The sequence below is a fragment of the Bacillus sp. UMB0893 genome (assembly GCF_002858905.1).
In the GTDB taxonomy this organism is placed as follows: domain Bacteria; phylum Bacillota; class Bacilli; order Bacillales; family Bacillaceae; genus Bacillus_P.
Genome location: NZ_PKLB01000009.1, coordinates 60584 through 75340, shown reverse-complemented (window position 1 = coordinate 75340; position 14757 = coordinate 60584). Strand labels below are relative to the sequence as shown.

The following is a 14757-nucleotide window of genomic DNA, read 5'->3' as shown; positions in this document are numbered from 1 at the left end:
AAATGTCCATTTTTCTAGCCCAAATCCTTAAAATACAATCTGAATTGTGCAAAATTCTATCTTTTATCATATTCATTGACAAGAAGAACAGATAGGCATATAGTTAATAAAGTTAATAGTTAAGTAAGTTAAATATTAATTTCATTAACTGTATAGGAGGGGAAAATGAAATCAAGATGGGATTTAACTTATGAATTTCTCTCTAATTACCGGAAGTTAAACAAGATGGCACGTACTAACTTGAATGTGCTGCTGGAAACGTATGTGCCATTTAATGAATTCATGGTGCTAAGAATACTGCTTGATCATAGACAGCAAAATGTCAGTCAAATAGCTGAAAAATTAAGTGTTTCAAGCAGCCACATAACAGCTGTAAGTGAAAAGCTCATTCATAAAGGCTATCTTTCACGTGTCAGAGCAGAAGATGATAGGAGAATGGTTTTCTTAACCCTGACTGAATCAGGGGAAAGGGTTGCGATAGCGGTGGAGAAGACCATTACAGAATACTTTCATCGAAAACTGGAAAACGTAACCGATGAAGAAATGATTGTGTTTAATCGATTATTAACGAAACTACTAGATGAACAATAGAGGTGGAACAATGGAGCATTTGAGTCAAAAAGAAAAAATCACGATCATGATTGCCATTATAGCTGCAATGTTTTTTGCGGCTGTCAATCAAACGATTGTTGGAAATGCCTTGCCGAAAATCATTTCTGATCTTGGCGGATTAGATTATTATAGCTGGGTGTTTACAATATATATGCTTACGAGTGCGATTACAACAATTCTTGTCGGAAAGCTGTCAGATATTTATGGAAGAAAACCGTTTATAATTATCGGAATCATTATTTTTTCCATTGGTGCCTTCTTAGCAGGAACATCAATGGATATTGTTCAGCTGATTATATATCGAGGTATTCAAGGCTTTGGTGCAGGTATGATCATGTCAACTGCTTTCACGGCTGTAGGAGATCTTTTCGCACCTCGAGAACGCGGTAAATGGCAGGGAGCTATGAGTGCCGTATTCGGTATATCAAGTGTGTTTGGTCCAACACTTGGAGGATATATCGTGGATAACCTTGAGTGGAAATGGGTATTCTGGGTGTTCTTGCCGCTTGGAATAGTTGCGCTTATCCTTATTTGGAAACTATTCCCTTCAGCAGAGAAAAAAGCTGGCGAAAAAGTGGATTATTTTGGATCAGTCTTTTTATCTGCAACAATCGTCTTCGCTTTGCTGGGCTTTTCTTGGGCTGGGACAAAATACGACTGGGGATCGGTTCAAATTTTATCTCTGTTTGGAGCCACGGCCCTTTCACTGTTGATCTTTGTTTTGATTGAGAGAAAAGCAGTCAGTCCGATCTTGCCGTTAAACTTATTTAAAAACAGTATTTTTACGATCTCAAATATTATCGGATTTGTCATCGGAGTATCGATGTTCGGCGGAGTGATGTACGTTCCTTATTTCATACAAGGTGTACTTGGCTATTCAGCAACACACTCTAGCTTCCTGACAATGTCGATGACGCTTGGTCTCGTGTTTGCGAGTGCACTTGGCGGTCAGATTATTTCTAAAACGGGAAAATACAAAATGCAGGCTATTATCGGTCTATGTATATCTGCTGTAGGACTGTATTTGCTGTCGACTATGAACGTTGATACATCACAATATGCATTAGTATTCTACTTAACATTAGTTGGATTTGGAATCGGTATTGGAATGACGGTCTTCACCTTAACGGTTCAAAATGCGGTTGATCAAAAACTGCTTGGTGTTGCTACAGCCTCGTCACAGCTTTTCCGATCTGTAGGCGGAACAGTAGGGGTTGCCATTATGGGAACGTTACTCAATTCTCGTATGGAGGAAAAAATGTCAACTTTGAGTCAGAATGGTGACACCAATCAAATGGCAGCCTCACCAGAACTTGCAGGCACAATGGAGTCGCTGCAAAATCCGCAGCTTCTATTGGATCATGAAAAACTAGATGGTTTGAAGAATACATTGCCTAAAGAAGCTATACCTTTCTTTGAAAACGTGATACATCAGCTCCAGGATTCACTGAGCTATGCATTATCAGGTGTTTTCATTTTTGTTACCATTACAATGGCTCTTGCCATTCTTCTGACATTCTTTATTAAAGAAATTCCGCTAAGAAGCGCAAAAGATCAACCGGCCGCGAAAAAAGAAAAACCGATTGGAACAGGAAAATTGCAAAGCAATGAAAATTAATCATTAAACCAAGGTGCACAGGTGCCTTGGTTTTTTATTTGCCGATTTTATAGCTGAAATAATGATCCTTCTGTAATTATGCTGCAGAGACAGAGAAAGCACCGGCCATTATAATCAATCGTGAGAAATTTTAGAATTTTTTTCCATAATGTTAGTTATGGATATATAATAGAGAGGAGCATCATTTTTCTGTGAAAGGATGAGTATCATGTCAAAAACAATCCAGCTGTACGATTTTCATAAGTGGTCAAATGCAAGAGTGTTTAATCGGTTAAAAGAATTGCCTCATGACATGTACACGAATGAAATTGAGAGTGTGTTTCCATCCATTTCCCATGTCATGGTCCACATTTATCTGACGGATGCATTGTGGCTGAAAGTGATCAAACAGGACCCTTTTGAAAGCATCATGACCTATCTTGCGCAAGTTCAGCAAGAATCACTGAATAGAAGTATTGAAGAACTGGAAAGCATGTACTCGAACCTTGCAAATGAATATGAATCTTTTTTGAATGTTGATTTGGACACAGAAAAAGTATTCACGATCGAGCATCCGGTGTTTGGTAAATTAGAAACGAATGTGTTTGAATTAATTCAGCATGTGGCCAACCATGGAACCTACCATCGCGGAAATATCACGGCTATGCTAAGACAGCAGGGAGTACCAGGTGTTTCATTGGATTATGTTTTTTATCTTTATGAAAAGAAAAAAGGGTGAATTAATTGAACAAGTACGGACATTGGATTCTGGTTATTTTAGTAGGCATCAGCTTTATTCCTGGCATTGCCTTTTTCGAATTCAGCTTATCATACGTGATGGCTATGATTTTTGGGATTATTGGCTTTAGTGCTGTGCTTTATATGGCGATCGTTACGCAAAAAAAGCAATCAAAAGAATAAATCCATCTTGTGGACATACATTTAGAAATGAACATTCTATGACGTCTTCTCAGCTGCTATAGTTTTTCCGCCAGCCTTAACCTATAATGAAAGAAAAAAGTGAACTGGAGGTTTATATATGCTTCAAACACCGATTGGCCGCTTTCGGCTCATGGGATTCATTGAAGGAGCGTCGCTGCTCATTCTGCTTTTTATCGCCATGCCTCTAAAATACTTAGCTGATATTCCGATGGCAGTTACCATCGTAGGATCTCTTCACGGATTTTTCTTTATCACATACCTGCTGATTATTGCTTATACAACGTTTAAAATCAGATGGTCGTTCGCATGGGTATTCAGTGCTGTTGCAGTAGCTTTTATCCCGTTTGGCAATATGATTCTTGATACGAAATTAAAAAAAGCGAAGATCGCATAAAAATAACCTTTGTCGAAAGGTTATTTTTTTTGCTTGAACTTTTCTATCTTTTGCACCATGTCTATCATTTTCTAAAAGAGTAAACTAGAATTGTCTTATTTGCTGAAAATTCTAATAAAGGAAGTGTTTATTTGAAAGGAAAAATGATAGCGTTTACTTTAACTGCGGCATTGCTGGCAAATGTGAATCCAGTACAGTACCCATCTGTAAAAACGGAAGCAGCTCATTTTCAAGAATTGATTCCCGGTGCAACAAGCGCTGTTGAAACATATTTTGACGGTGTGAATGGAAATTATTTAACGACAAAAAATCCAGCTCAATTAGCAAAAGCAACCGTATTTGGGAATGCCGGACTCGCTCCTGTCAATTGGGGCAATGCAGCTGATCGGACAGGCTGGCATCAAATGAATCAGCCTGCAGCTATTAGCGGGACTCAAGTAAACGGTGCTTTTGAAGATGCTCAATTTGTAATTCGTGTTCCGGATGAATGGAATGGGAAGCTGGTAGTCGCAGGAATTCCAGCAACGAGAAATGAAACGTCGACAGATCTTCTCTTCAGTGATTTTATCCTTGAAAAAGGCTATGCCTTTGCAGCTATCGACAAAGGCACACAGGGAGAAAGTGATCCAGCTGATCCCTTCGCAAAAGCAAAGAATGCATTGGTGAACGAAGATGACAGTGTTGCTGAGTGGAATGTGCGTTTCAGACAGATTACACAGGCTGCACAATCCTATTTAGAAGACAACTTTCATGAACAGCTGATCAAATCAAACGATCAAACGAATCCAGCTCATCATTTGGTGAGAAAAAACCACAGAGTTCCTACATATGCGATGGGTATCTCAAATGGCGGCTATGTCGTACGTTATGCCCTCGAACAGGACGGGCGTCAGAAGAAAGAAAACCGTCTATTTGACGGCGGAGTTGATTGGGAAGGGGTTCTTTGGACTGAAAAGCAGCCAAACTTAATCAGTTCACTGACAACTGTCGTCAATCATGCTGAAGATGCCATCTATGGAACTGGAAAAGAGAAGCAGAAAGCAATGAAAGAAATGTACAAAGCCGGGCTTCCAAAAGGTTCAGAAAAACTTTGGACATATCATGATCAAGTATACTGGTTTATTACTGCAAATATTTACCGTGACCATTTTGATCCTGGAGCCCCAGACAGCATCCATTGGAGAAACTATTTGAATTTCACTGCAGGCGGTATTAGAGACAGAAGCTATGACTCCATATTCGAAAACTACAACTATCCATCCCGTCCGAAAAGCGTGAAGGAAAACATAAAAGAAATTGCCAATACTGGAGACATAGAAGTTCCGCTAATCAGTTTTACCGGAACATTGGATGCTCTGATTTTCCCGGACATCCATGCAAAAGGCTATGAAAAACTTGTGAAAAAAGCAGGAAAAGAAAAGCTGCACCGCATGTATTCAATTGAAAATGGGAACCATGTAGACAGCTTAGTCTGGAATGCCCAGACAGATGCGGATAAAAAGCTGCAGCCGCTTCTCCCTTATGCACATCAATCATTTGATTTGCTGGTCGATTGGGTGGAAAACGGAAAGAAGGCACCTAAAAGCAAGACAATTCCGGTTCCTGATGATACAACGAAGGTCATTGATCTTAAAACAGGGGAAGAGGTTGAGCCGAGGTAGGGGAATACTTTTAAATTACAGCTGCTGAATTATTCATTATTCTCAGCACTTTCAGAGACATCTGTACTTCGTATATAAAATATATAAAAAGCATTAACAAAAAACGGATTTAATAGATGGAACTTTGTACAGAATCTAAAGGGTGGCATTACTTTCACATGTAATGCCGCCTTTTTTTATAATATCCAGGCTCGTGCCATTGGAATTTAAGATTCATTTTAACGTGTGATGCCTTGTATGCATGAGAATTGGTTATACAGTAACAAGCCAATATAAGAATGATCCCTCAGCCATAACCTTTTATTCTTTTGCAATATGCTTGCACTATTTACCATAATTTATAAAGTACCTGAAATAGTGTAGCTGTTTGTAGTGAAACAACTTATAATAATTATTTTAATTAAGTATTATAAGTTTTTTATAGCTTTTTGAATATCAATCAATATATAATTGTGTCAGAAGATTTATAAAGGAGCTCCAGAATATGTATCAAGAACAAAGACTGACATCGATAAAAACGTATTTGTCTTCTCATAAAAACATTTCATTAGAAGAAATATGTGAAATATTTAGTGTTTCAAAGGATACAGCCAGAAGAGATCTTGTAAAACTTGAAGAACGAGGGGAAATCATAAGGATTAAAGGAGGTGCCACACTACCATCGGCCAATCGGAATTTAATCGATTATAAAAAAAGAATAGCAACCGAAGGGAAAGAACGAATTGCAAAAAGTGCCTCTTTGTTGATACATGAGAATCATGATGTGCTGATGGATACATCTTCAACCGTTGCTCTAATAGCTAAGTTCATAGGAAACAAATATGTTAATGTAATTACAAACTCCATCGATATAGTTGATCATTTAGGAGAGTATCCAAATATTCAAAACTTTTTACTCCCTGGTAAATTCAATTCGAAAAACAGAAATGTAACGGGACCTAGAACAATCAAAACACTGGATGATTTTAAAGTTGACCAATTATTTCTGGGAGCATGCGGATTCAGTGTTGAAGGAGTTACCTCTCCCGATGAGGATGAAGCTTTTTTAAAGAAAAAAATGATAAGTTGTGCACGACAAGTCGTTCTGCTGGCTGATCATTCGAAGTTCGAAAAGGAATTTTTACATCGGGTTTGTGATATGAAAGACATTGATGTGATTATCACAGATAAGTATCCCGATAAAGAATTGAAAGACATAATAACAGAGAACAATATTCTTTTAGTTGTTGCAGAAGATGAAGAAAGCGGGTGGGCAAACGATGAGAAAAATTAAAGTGGGTATAGTTGGATACGGACTATCAGGAGCTACATTTCACGCACCTTTGCTAAGTGTGTTAGAGGAATTTGAAATCGCAAAAGTCGTTAGTTCCAATAAGGAAAAAGTGCAGCAGGATTTGAAAGATGCGGTGGTAGTAAGCAGCTTAGAAGAGGTTCTTGAAGATACAGCAATTGATTTAGTAGTGATTACAACACCGAGCGGTTTGCATTACGAGATGGCGAAACAAAGTTTAATGGCTGGAAAACATGTGATCTTGGAAAAGCCCATGGTGATAGAAACATGGGAAGCAGAGGAGCTTATTAGCATTGCCGAGGAAAAGAAGCTGTTATTGAGTGTTTATCATAACAGAAGATGGGATAATGATTATTTGACTGTCAGTAAGCTTATAAATGATGGGGTGCTTGGAGAAATCAATACATATCAAGTCCATTTTGATCGCTTCAGACCAGCTGTAAGAGATAGATGGAGAGAAAAGCAAGGGCCTGGATCCGGTATGCTTTATGATTTAGGTTCACATCTAATTGACCAAGCTTTACATTTATTTGGCAGGCCACAATTCGTAATGGCAGATGTTTTTGCTCAAAGAGAGAATGCAGAAACGGATGATTATTTCCATATTATTTTAGGCTATGAAAAGCTGCGGGTCATTTTGCATTCCGGTTCAATTGTACCGATTAACGGACCGCGGTTTCAGGTGCACGGAAGTAAAGGAAGCTTTATCAAATACGGGCTCGATGGACAAGAGGCTGCACTCAAAGAGGGCAAAAAGCCTTTAGATAACTCTTGGGGAGCAGATGATCCGCAATTTTACGGTCAGCTTGTTACGATTGAAGGAGAAATAGAGGAACATAAAACTATTGAAACTTTACATGGATCTTATGTATCCTACTATAAAAAAATTGCTAAAAGCATAATTGAGGGGGAAACTGCTCCAGTCACAGCAAATGAGGGGCTATCCGTTATTAAAATCATTGATGCTGCCTTTAAAAGCAGTAAAGAAAAGAAAGCTGTATATTTCGATTAAAGCCTATATTTTTTAATAATCGTAAAGAGGGATCAATATGGAAAATGGAACTGTTCAAGCAATGCTTGAGGAAGTTAAAAAGCAAGAAGAAAAACTTATTTTTAAAAGTTTTTCTAATGAAGATGCATTGCACATGGGATTGTTTATCATTGAATCTGCCAAAAAAATAAATAAATCTGTTGCAGTAAATATTGTTAAAAATGGACAAACAGTATTTCATCATGGAATGGATGGGACATCTCCGGATCAAGATGAATGGATTAAGAAAAAATCGAATGTAGTCCTCCGTCATCATCACAGTTCTTATTATATGATGCTTTATAATAAGTTGAAAAACAGATCGTATTTTGAATTCTATTCAGCCAGTCCGTTTGAATATGCAGTACATGGAGGAGCGTTTCCTATAATAATTGAAGGATCAGGAGTAATTGGAGTCATCACTGTTTCCGGCTTGACCCAGGAAGAAGATCATGACCTTGCAGTAAAGGCTCTAACAGTAATTCTTAATAAGACTGCCAAACTATAATAGGAAAAATAGAAGAACTATTTTTATCAAGATTATCTTAGTTATAAGTGGTTATTTACCAACAGATAACCTATGTGTCCACATGCATAATAGCGTGTGGATTTTTTTTATTTCTTAATAATTTTGTAAATTAAAATAATTATTTTAACTGATAAACACTGGAGGTTACTTATCTTGATTAAAGTGAGCAGGACCGAAAAGCAAAATCAAAATGAGAATAGAAAAGTTATTTCGTTAAAATCCGCATTAAAACATCTGCACTTGGCAAACCATATCCCTCATTACCTGGATCTTGCATAATTAGACTGCTGATGATGTGAAAATACCAGTAAAGCAGCTCACGGGGATCTCCTTCAGAGAATTCACCAGCTTCTTGCCCTTTTACGAAGATTGGAATTAACATGTTGATCAATCCGTTGGAGGAATGTTGCTCAAGCTCCATTGCTACCTTCTCCGGAACCTTCTCTGACTTCCGTGCATGTTCAATTAGCATGAAGGCGTGTTTGTGTTTTTCGTCAAGCATATTTTCAGTCAAGGTTCTGATTTGTTCAAAGGGCGTTCCAGGCAGAAGGTGAATAAATTCGATTTCCTTCCTCGCTTCATCCATTAATTCTTGAACGAGAGTGGTAAACAATTCTTCTTTGGATTTGAAGTAGCGGTAGAATAGACCTTGACTGACGCCAGCTTCCTCGGCGATCATGCTCATTTTAGTTCCTTCTATTCCCCGGCGTGCAAATACGCTGATCGCTGCTTGCTTAATTTGTTCTCTGCGTTCCTCGCGGATTTGATCCAGCTGCTGTTTGTTTAATGGGGACAATAGACTTCAATCTCCGTTCTTTGAGTAATTGTGTCCTAATCTTACCATAACCGATGAAAATGTTACTACTGCCGGCTGCTGATCGCCAGCGGACGTACCCGCTTTAGCAGCTCCTCTAGAAACTGATCAGGCCTTGCAAAACACGCAAGGTGGCCGGCACTCTCGATTAAAACAAATTCCTTGCAGGGAGCTTCAATTTGATCGAAGTATGCTTTAGCTGTTACGGCTGGAGTTATGATGTCGGTATCTCCCTGAAAGATGAAGAATGGAAGCTCATACTTTATATCAAGTTTGTTAAAGTCAAAGTTTAATAGTTCCTCGAACAAGTGACCAAGAGAGAAATCCATGCCTTTAAAGATAGAGATGATGTCAGGTATATTGTGGTTTGGGGACGATAGCATAGATGGCAAGAATAGGTCCAATATCATATTTGGAACATGCTTAATGGACTTGACAATATATTGATTCATTTTGTCAAATTCGATGCGGCTCCAATTTGATGGGTCTGGTCCCATTTTCTTAACTGCCCTAAGAGCCTTTGCATTACCTGCAGCTTCAAGTGCATCAATTGTTAATTTGTACGAAAGGTAATGAGGATCTGGGGCATTCTGATCGGTGCCGACATAAGCATGAAAAAGGCCGGGGTGTGTCTGTGCCATCAAAGCTCCGATCAGGCTGCCCACCGAACTGCCGACCAGAATCAATTTTTGATGTTCAAGTTCTGCGCACAGGTATTGTGAAAGCTCAATTCCGTCTTGGACCAGACGCTCAAAAGTGATCGTACCGCAGCCGTCCTCACCATTCTTGCGAAAAGTCTTGCCTGCGCCACGCTGATCCCACTGAACGAGGGTAAAGTGCTTTTCCCATGAACGCAGCAGCGGGCTGAATATGGAATAGGGGGATGCAGGTCCGCCATGGATAAAGAATAGAACAGGGTTGCTGCGATCCTCACCGCGTATAGTGACCCACTGGTCGATGCCGCCAATTTTGACGAATCCGTTTTGATCGATGCTGCTGGGTGTATGGAGCTTGAGTATCCGTGCGTTTTTATGCTGATTGTACTTCCGCAGGATCAAATCGGGTATGATATTATTTTTACTCATGTTATACATCTCCTTGTATTTAAGTTATTATCATTAAACAATTAATAATGATGAATGAACAATTCATTCATTTTTAGTTTATGTAGATTCATTATAAATGTCAACGGAAGAAATATATTATTTTCGAATAGACTTTCTTTAGATTACTTGACTAGAGCTTATTCAATCTTGATTTGGGAATAACAAGAAAATCTTTAGGGGAATCTAGTTTATTCATTCGCATTCATTATTTTTCTATTAAACGATTATTTATTTAATGTAGAATGAAAGAGACGTTTTATGGAATCTATGCTTTTTACAGTGTTTATGATACATACAAGAAATTGATCTGTTTGAATTCCGTCAAAGTGGTTGGATACCACCTTAAACTTTTTCTGTAAAATGGGACTAATAATTAATCATGAGGTGAAAGAATGGTAGAAGCGATCATTCACGGTTTAGTCTTGGCATTTGGCTTGATTCTGCCTTTAGGGGTACAAAATGTGTTTGTGTTCAATCAAGGAGCAGCTCAGCCCAAATTTCTTAGGGCATTGCCGGTAATTATTACTGCATCTATTTGTGATACTTTGCTGATTTCATTAGCCGTCTTAGGGGTATCAGTTGTTGTTCTTGGCTCATATTGGATTAAAATGATTCTTTTTGCAGGTGGTATTTTCTTTTTAGTCTATATGGGATTTGTTACATGGAGGAGCAAACCGCCAGCTGTGAAACAAGAACAAGGGGCAGTATTTTCTCCGAAAAAACAAATTGCGTTTGCAATGTCTGTGTCGCTGCTGAACCCGCATGCGATTCTGGATACTGTTGGTGTGATTGGAACTAGTTCCTTAAAATACACTGGGGCAGAAAAAATAGCATTTGCTTTTGTATGTATATTAATATCATGGCTGTGGTTTGCTGGATTAGGAATTGCAGGACGATTAACAGGCAGAATGGATAAATCAGGCCGTATTTTACTTATTTTGAATAAAATATCAGCAATTGTTATGTGGGGGACAGCTGTTTATATTGCTTCTTCATTTATCGTATAGTTACCAAAAGAAGAGGAGAGGAAGTAAAATCCCTCTCCAGTTTAGACCTGTCAAATCCATTTTTATTTTACAAAAATAGAAACACGGCTGAAATAAACACTCCTGTAATTAACATGATAACCAGACCATAGCCCATGATGTCTTTTGCTTTTAAGCCTGCGATTGCCAGGGCAGGCAGGGCATAGAAAGGCTGAATCATATTCGTCCATGCATCTCCCCATGCTACAGCCATTGCCGTTTTCGGTAAAGAAACATCCAAATTCTGAGCGGCTTCTAGCATGACTGGAGCTTGAACAGCCCATTGTCCGCCGCCTGATGGTACGAAGAAGTTAACTAATCCTGCACTCCATAACGTGAATAAGTGGAAAGTGTGTTCATTTGAAATCGATATGAACGCATTAGATAATACTCCCGCTAACCCTGATGCAGAAACAATGCCCATTAACCCAGCGTAAAATGGAAATTGAATAATAATGCCGCTTGCACTTTTTACTGAGTCTGTTACCGCTTTCAAAAATTGTCTAGGTGTTTTATGCAAGATGATGCCGATGAAGAGGAATAAAAAATTTACGATATCAAGGTTAAGAGCAAAACCATTTTTTACAAAGTAATAGACCAAAAAGGCGATACCAAGCAATCCAATAAGTAATGATAGTATTTGGCTATTTTCTAAGCGATCTGCCGGCGTCAAGACAGCTTGTTCTTTACTTGCTGCCTCGAAAAAGTCTTTGTCTTCCAACAAAGCTCGATCAATGATAAACGCTTTATCTTTTGGCGGAACCATCAATCTGTTAATAATAGGTACTAAAATAAATAGTCCAGCGAGAATCGCTAAATTAAAGGCAGAAAAAATCGTCTCGCTTGTAGGTACAACTCCAATAAGATGTTCAGTAAAATGATCAGGAGTTGCAATGGTCAGTGCTACAGATCCGGAAAGCCCGCCGCTCCAAATGATAAAACCGCTATAAGCACTTGCTATTAATAAACGATAATCAACGCCCTCTACTTTAGCAGCTATTTCTTTGGCAAACAAAGCTCCGATGATTAAGCCAAATCCCCAATTTATCCAGCATGCTATAAGTGCTACAACTGTAACAAGGATAATGGCTTGTCCAGGAGTCTTCGGCAAATTGGCTAACGTTCCTAATTGCTTCTTGAAAAATGGACTGCTTGCCATCACATGTCCTGTTACGATGATTAACACCATTTGCATCGAAAAAGCTAATAAACTCCAAAACCCGCCACCCCAATATTCAAGAATTTGAACAGGAGTACTATTCGTAAAGATTAGTGCAAGACCACAAACAAAAAAGGTAAGCAAAATAACTAATAAAAATGGATCAGGCATATACCTTTGCATCAATCTGTTAGAAAAAGAGATCAAGAATTTCATTTTATTACCCCCTTGTGATAAATGAACTGTGAATTCTATAGCCTCCTCTTTATAAGAATATTCCTATTTTTCTTATATTTCGATTAAATACTACATTATCCTTCATTTTCAAGTTAATTAATTAGCCATACAAGGTTGTGAATGATTATTAAGATAACTTCGAATTGCTGAAAAGAAATTTCTATGTGTTTTGCAGATCATATTCTTCAATAAAATCAACAAATGCTCTGACCATATTTAATTCTAAAGAATCTTCATGGAAAAACATCCATGTTTTACGAAGTAATGGTTCGCCTTGCTTGTTTTGAATCTCAATCTTATGAATATCATGTAAATCGGATAAAATCATACTTGGCAAAATGGCATATCCTAAACCATTTGCAACCATTTTTTTGCATGTATCTGCCTTGTCGACTTCTATGCTGACTAATGGAGGCTTAGAGTAATTTTCTGCCCACCAATTTTCTAATGAAGTCTTTAACAGCGGGTCTGTACGGTAAACAATTCTAGGGAGCTCAGGAAGGTGATGAATATCCACTTTTTCTTTAGAAGCAATACAGATGGTTTCTTCAAACAACAACCGTTTTTGATCTTTCCAGCTGTAGTCTCCTCTCACAAAACCTATATGGATATCACGGTTATAGATTAAATGCGTAATCTCCTTGCTAAAGCCTGTAGTTACTTTAAACTCGATGTGCGGATACTTGTCTTTAAATGATTTTAATAGTCCCGGAAGCTTGTAATCGGTAAAGAAATTAGAAACTCCAAGCCGCAATGTACCTGCCATTTTTTGCTCCATATTCAGTACATTCTCTTTGATTTTTTGGATGTTTAATAGCATTTCACTTGCGCATTTTGCTAAATATTCCCCTTGTGGCGTAAATTGGACTCCGCGTCTTCCTCTATTTACGATTTGAACGCCAAATTCTTTTTCCATTTGCTTTAATCTGGTTGTCAGTGCAGGCTGTGAAATATACAGGCTTTTCGCTGCATTTGTAATATTCTTTTCACTGTATAAAATTTGTAAGACCATCCAATCGCGTTCGTCCATTCGAAACACCTCTTTTTAGGTATAATCTATTTTTATGATTAAACATATAAAAATGATATTATATTTATTTCTGTATGTAGATTACATTTATATAGATAGCTGAAAAATCAAAAAAATTTTTAAGAAAGAAGGAGAAGAACATTCAAAAATCAAACGTTCTTTTTCATAGAATATCATTTATTATATTAAGCAGCATCGGAGGTTTGCTGCTTTCATTAACTGGCTTATCCATTGGATGGATGATTGGTACATTACTAACAGCTGCTCTTTTGTCTTTTCTTCGTCCAAGGTTTCTTCAGCTGCATGATAAAGGAGCGGGACTGCCGAAATACTGGTTATTTATAGGACAGTGCATCTTAGGTATGGAACTGGGACAAAAAATAAATGTGTCTGCTGTATCTATTTTTAAAGAACATGGGGCAACCATTTTAGCCATTCTGCTGCTATCTATTCTTTTTACTTTGCTCTCAGGTTTTGTATTATGGAAATTTAGTCATTTGGATATCCTTACTAGCTTTTTCGGAACAGCACCAGGGGGACTGTCCGCCATGCCTGGTATTGCGGAAGAGGTCGGTGCTAACACTGCAGTTGTCAGCCTCATACAAACTATGCGCATCTTTTTAGTCGTGCTGACGGTTCCAATCGTTGTTTCTTTGTGGATTGACTCAACAGCTTACTCAGCTGTCAGCAGCCATTTCACTGTTGAGCCGCCAAACTTTAAAATTGGTCAGCTTGTCTGGACGCTGGTACTGGCATTTACAGCTTGGGGAGGGTATTATCTAGGAAAGATTTTAAAATTTCCTGCTCCTTGGCTGCTTGGCAGCATGGTAAGTGTCTCACTTGTCCAATTAGGGAGTTCGTCTTTTATTGGTTACGAATTGACAGCATGGTGGCCAGAGAGTCTCATCATTTTTTCGCAAATTCTCATCGCCGCAAGCATCGGCTCTCGTTTTCAGAAAGAAATGCTGATTGGATTAAAGAAAACTCTGCTGATTTCATTGTTAAGTACAATTGGATTAATTAGTGCCATGTTTTTATGCGCGATCTTTGTTTCCAATTTAACAGGTATATCCTTAGTAACCGCCGTTCTTGCCTTTGCTCCTGGAGGGATTGCTGAAATGACCACGACATCTGTCGTCCTTCATGCAGACTCTACATTTGTCTTATCCGTGCAAGTCCTGCGTGTGGTCATTGTGTGCCTGGTTCTGCCTCCATTTTTCAGATTGCTGCATGTTCGGGATGCAAGAAAAAAGATGCGATCACATGCTCACATTTAAGAGACTATGGCGGTATCATAAGTTATACAGTTTCTTTAAGATAGAAATCAAGC

General features: G+C 38.3%; 15 protein-coding genes. 11 read left to right on the top strand and 4 right to left on the bottom strand.

Annotated features, from left to right (window positions below):
• Positions 1-165 precede the first annotated feature (165 nt).
• From CYJ36_RS19020 to CYJ36_RS18985, 9 genes are all read left to right on the top strand, one after another.
• Positions 166-591 carry a MarR family winged helix-turn-helix transcriptional regulator gene (locus CYJ36_RS19020; RefSeq protein WP_101568837.1) on the top strand — a complete coding sequence of 142 codons (426 nt, stop codon included), beginning with the start codon at positions 166-168 and terminating at the stop codon, positions 589-591.
• A 10-nt stretch (positions 592-601) separates the two neighbouring features.
• Positions 602-2230: an MDR family MFS transporter gene (locus CYJ36_RS19015; protein ID WP_101568836.1), complete on the top strand. Its 1629-nt coding sequence runs from the start codon at positions 602-604 to the stop codon at positions 2228-2230.
• Between the two features lie 208 nt (positions 2231-2438).
• Entirely contained in the window at positions 2439-2948 is a 510-nt protein-coding gene (locus CYJ36_RS19010) for a DinB family protein (RefSeq protein WP_101568835.1), read from the top strand.
• 5 nt (positions 2949-2953) lie between these two features.
• Positions 2954-3130 (top strand): hypothetical protein, encoded by a 177-nt coding sequence (locus CYJ36_RS23855; RefSeq protein ID WP_180850469.1) that lies wholly within the window; start codon positions 2954-2956, stop codon positions 3128-3130.
• A 118-nt stretch (positions 3131-3248) separates the two neighbouring features.
• Positions 3249-3545, top strand: coding sequence for a DUF3817 domain-containing protein (locus CYJ36_RS19005; protein WP_101568834.1), 297 nt, complete (start codon positions 3249-3251; stop codon positions 3543-3545).
• 131 nt (positions 3546-3676) lie between these two features.
• Entirely contained in the window at positions 3677-5206 is a 1530-nt protein-coding gene (locus CYJ36_RS19000) for an alpha/beta hydrolase (protein WP_101568833.1), read from the top strand.
• 484 nt (positions 5207-5690) lie between these two features.
• Positions 5691-6479: a DeoR/GlpR family DNA-binding transcription regulator gene (locus CYJ36_RS18995; protein WP_101568832.1), complete on the top strand. Its 789-nt coding sequence runs from the start codon at positions 5691-5693 to the stop codon at positions 6477-6479.
• Positions 6466-7509 (top strand): oxidoreductase, encoded by a 1044-nt coding sequence (locus CYJ36_RS18990; protein WP_101568831.1) that lies wholly within the window; start codon positions 6466-6468, stop codon positions 7507-7509. The genes CYJ36_RS18995 and CYJ36_RS18990 overlap by 14 nt, the downstream gene beginning before the upstream one ends.
• Positions 7510-7546: 37 nt before the next feature.
• Entirely contained in the window at positions 7547-8035 is a 489-nt protein-coding gene (locus CYJ36_RS18985) for a heme-degrading domain-containing protein (RefSeq protein WP_101568830.1), read from the top strand.
• A 226-nt stretch (positions 8036-8261) separates the two neighbouring features.
• On the opposite strand, the gene CYJ36_RS18980 is transcribed toward CYJ36_RS18985, so the two are convergent.
• Both CYJ36_RS18980 and CYJ36_RS18975 read right to left on the bottom strand, forming a co-directional pair.
• Complete coding sequence (locus CYJ36_RS18980; RefSeq protein ID WP_101568829.1) at positions 8262-8852, bottom strand: TetR/AcrR family transcriptional regulator; 591 nt, start codon at positions 8850-8852, stop codon at positions 8262-8264.
• A gap of 65 nt (positions 8853-8917) precedes the next feature.
• Positions 8918-9955: an alpha/beta fold hydrolase gene (locus CYJ36_RS18975; RefSeq protein ID WP_101568828.1), complete on the bottom strand. Its 1038-nt coding sequence runs from the start codon at positions 9953-9955 to the stop codon at positions 8918-8920.
• A gap of 413 nt (positions 9956-10368) precedes the next feature.
• On the opposite strand from CYJ36_RS18975, the gene CYJ36_RS18970 reads away from it, so the two are divergent.
• On the top strand, positions 10369-10983 hold the full coding sequence (locus CYJ36_RS18970; protein ID WP_101568827.1) for a LysE/ArgO family amino acid transporter: 615 nt from the start codon (positions 10369-10371) through the stop codon (positions 10981-10983).
• 67 nt (positions 10984-11050) lie between these two features.
• On the opposite strand, the gene CYJ36_RS18965 is transcribed toward CYJ36_RS18970, so the two are convergent.
• Both CYJ36_RS18965 and CYJ36_RS18960 read right to left on the bottom strand, forming a co-directional pair.
• Complete coding sequence (locus tag CYJ36_RS18965) at positions 11051-12376, bottom strand: short-chain fatty acid transporter (RefSeq protein ID WP_101568826.1); 1326 nt, start codon at positions 12374-12376, stop codon at positions 11051-11053.
• A 181-nt stretch (positions 12377-12557) separates the two neighbouring features.
• Positions 12558-13427, bottom strand: a complete 870-nt coding sequence (locus CYJ36_RS18960; protein ID WP_101568825.1) for a LysR family transcriptional regulator — start codon at positions 13425-13427, stop codon at positions 12558-12560.
• A 140-nt stretch (positions 13428-13567) separates the two neighbouring features.
• Here CYJ36_RS18960 and CYJ36_RS18955 point away from each other — a divergent pair, with 140 nt between their 5' ends.
• On the top strand, positions 13568-14704 hold the full coding sequence (locus CYJ36_RS18955; protein WP_101568824.1) for an AbrB family transcriptional regulator: 1137 nt from the start codon (positions 13568-13570) through the stop codon (positions 14702-14704).
• The last annotated feature ends 53 nt before the right edge of the window (positions 14705-14757 follow it).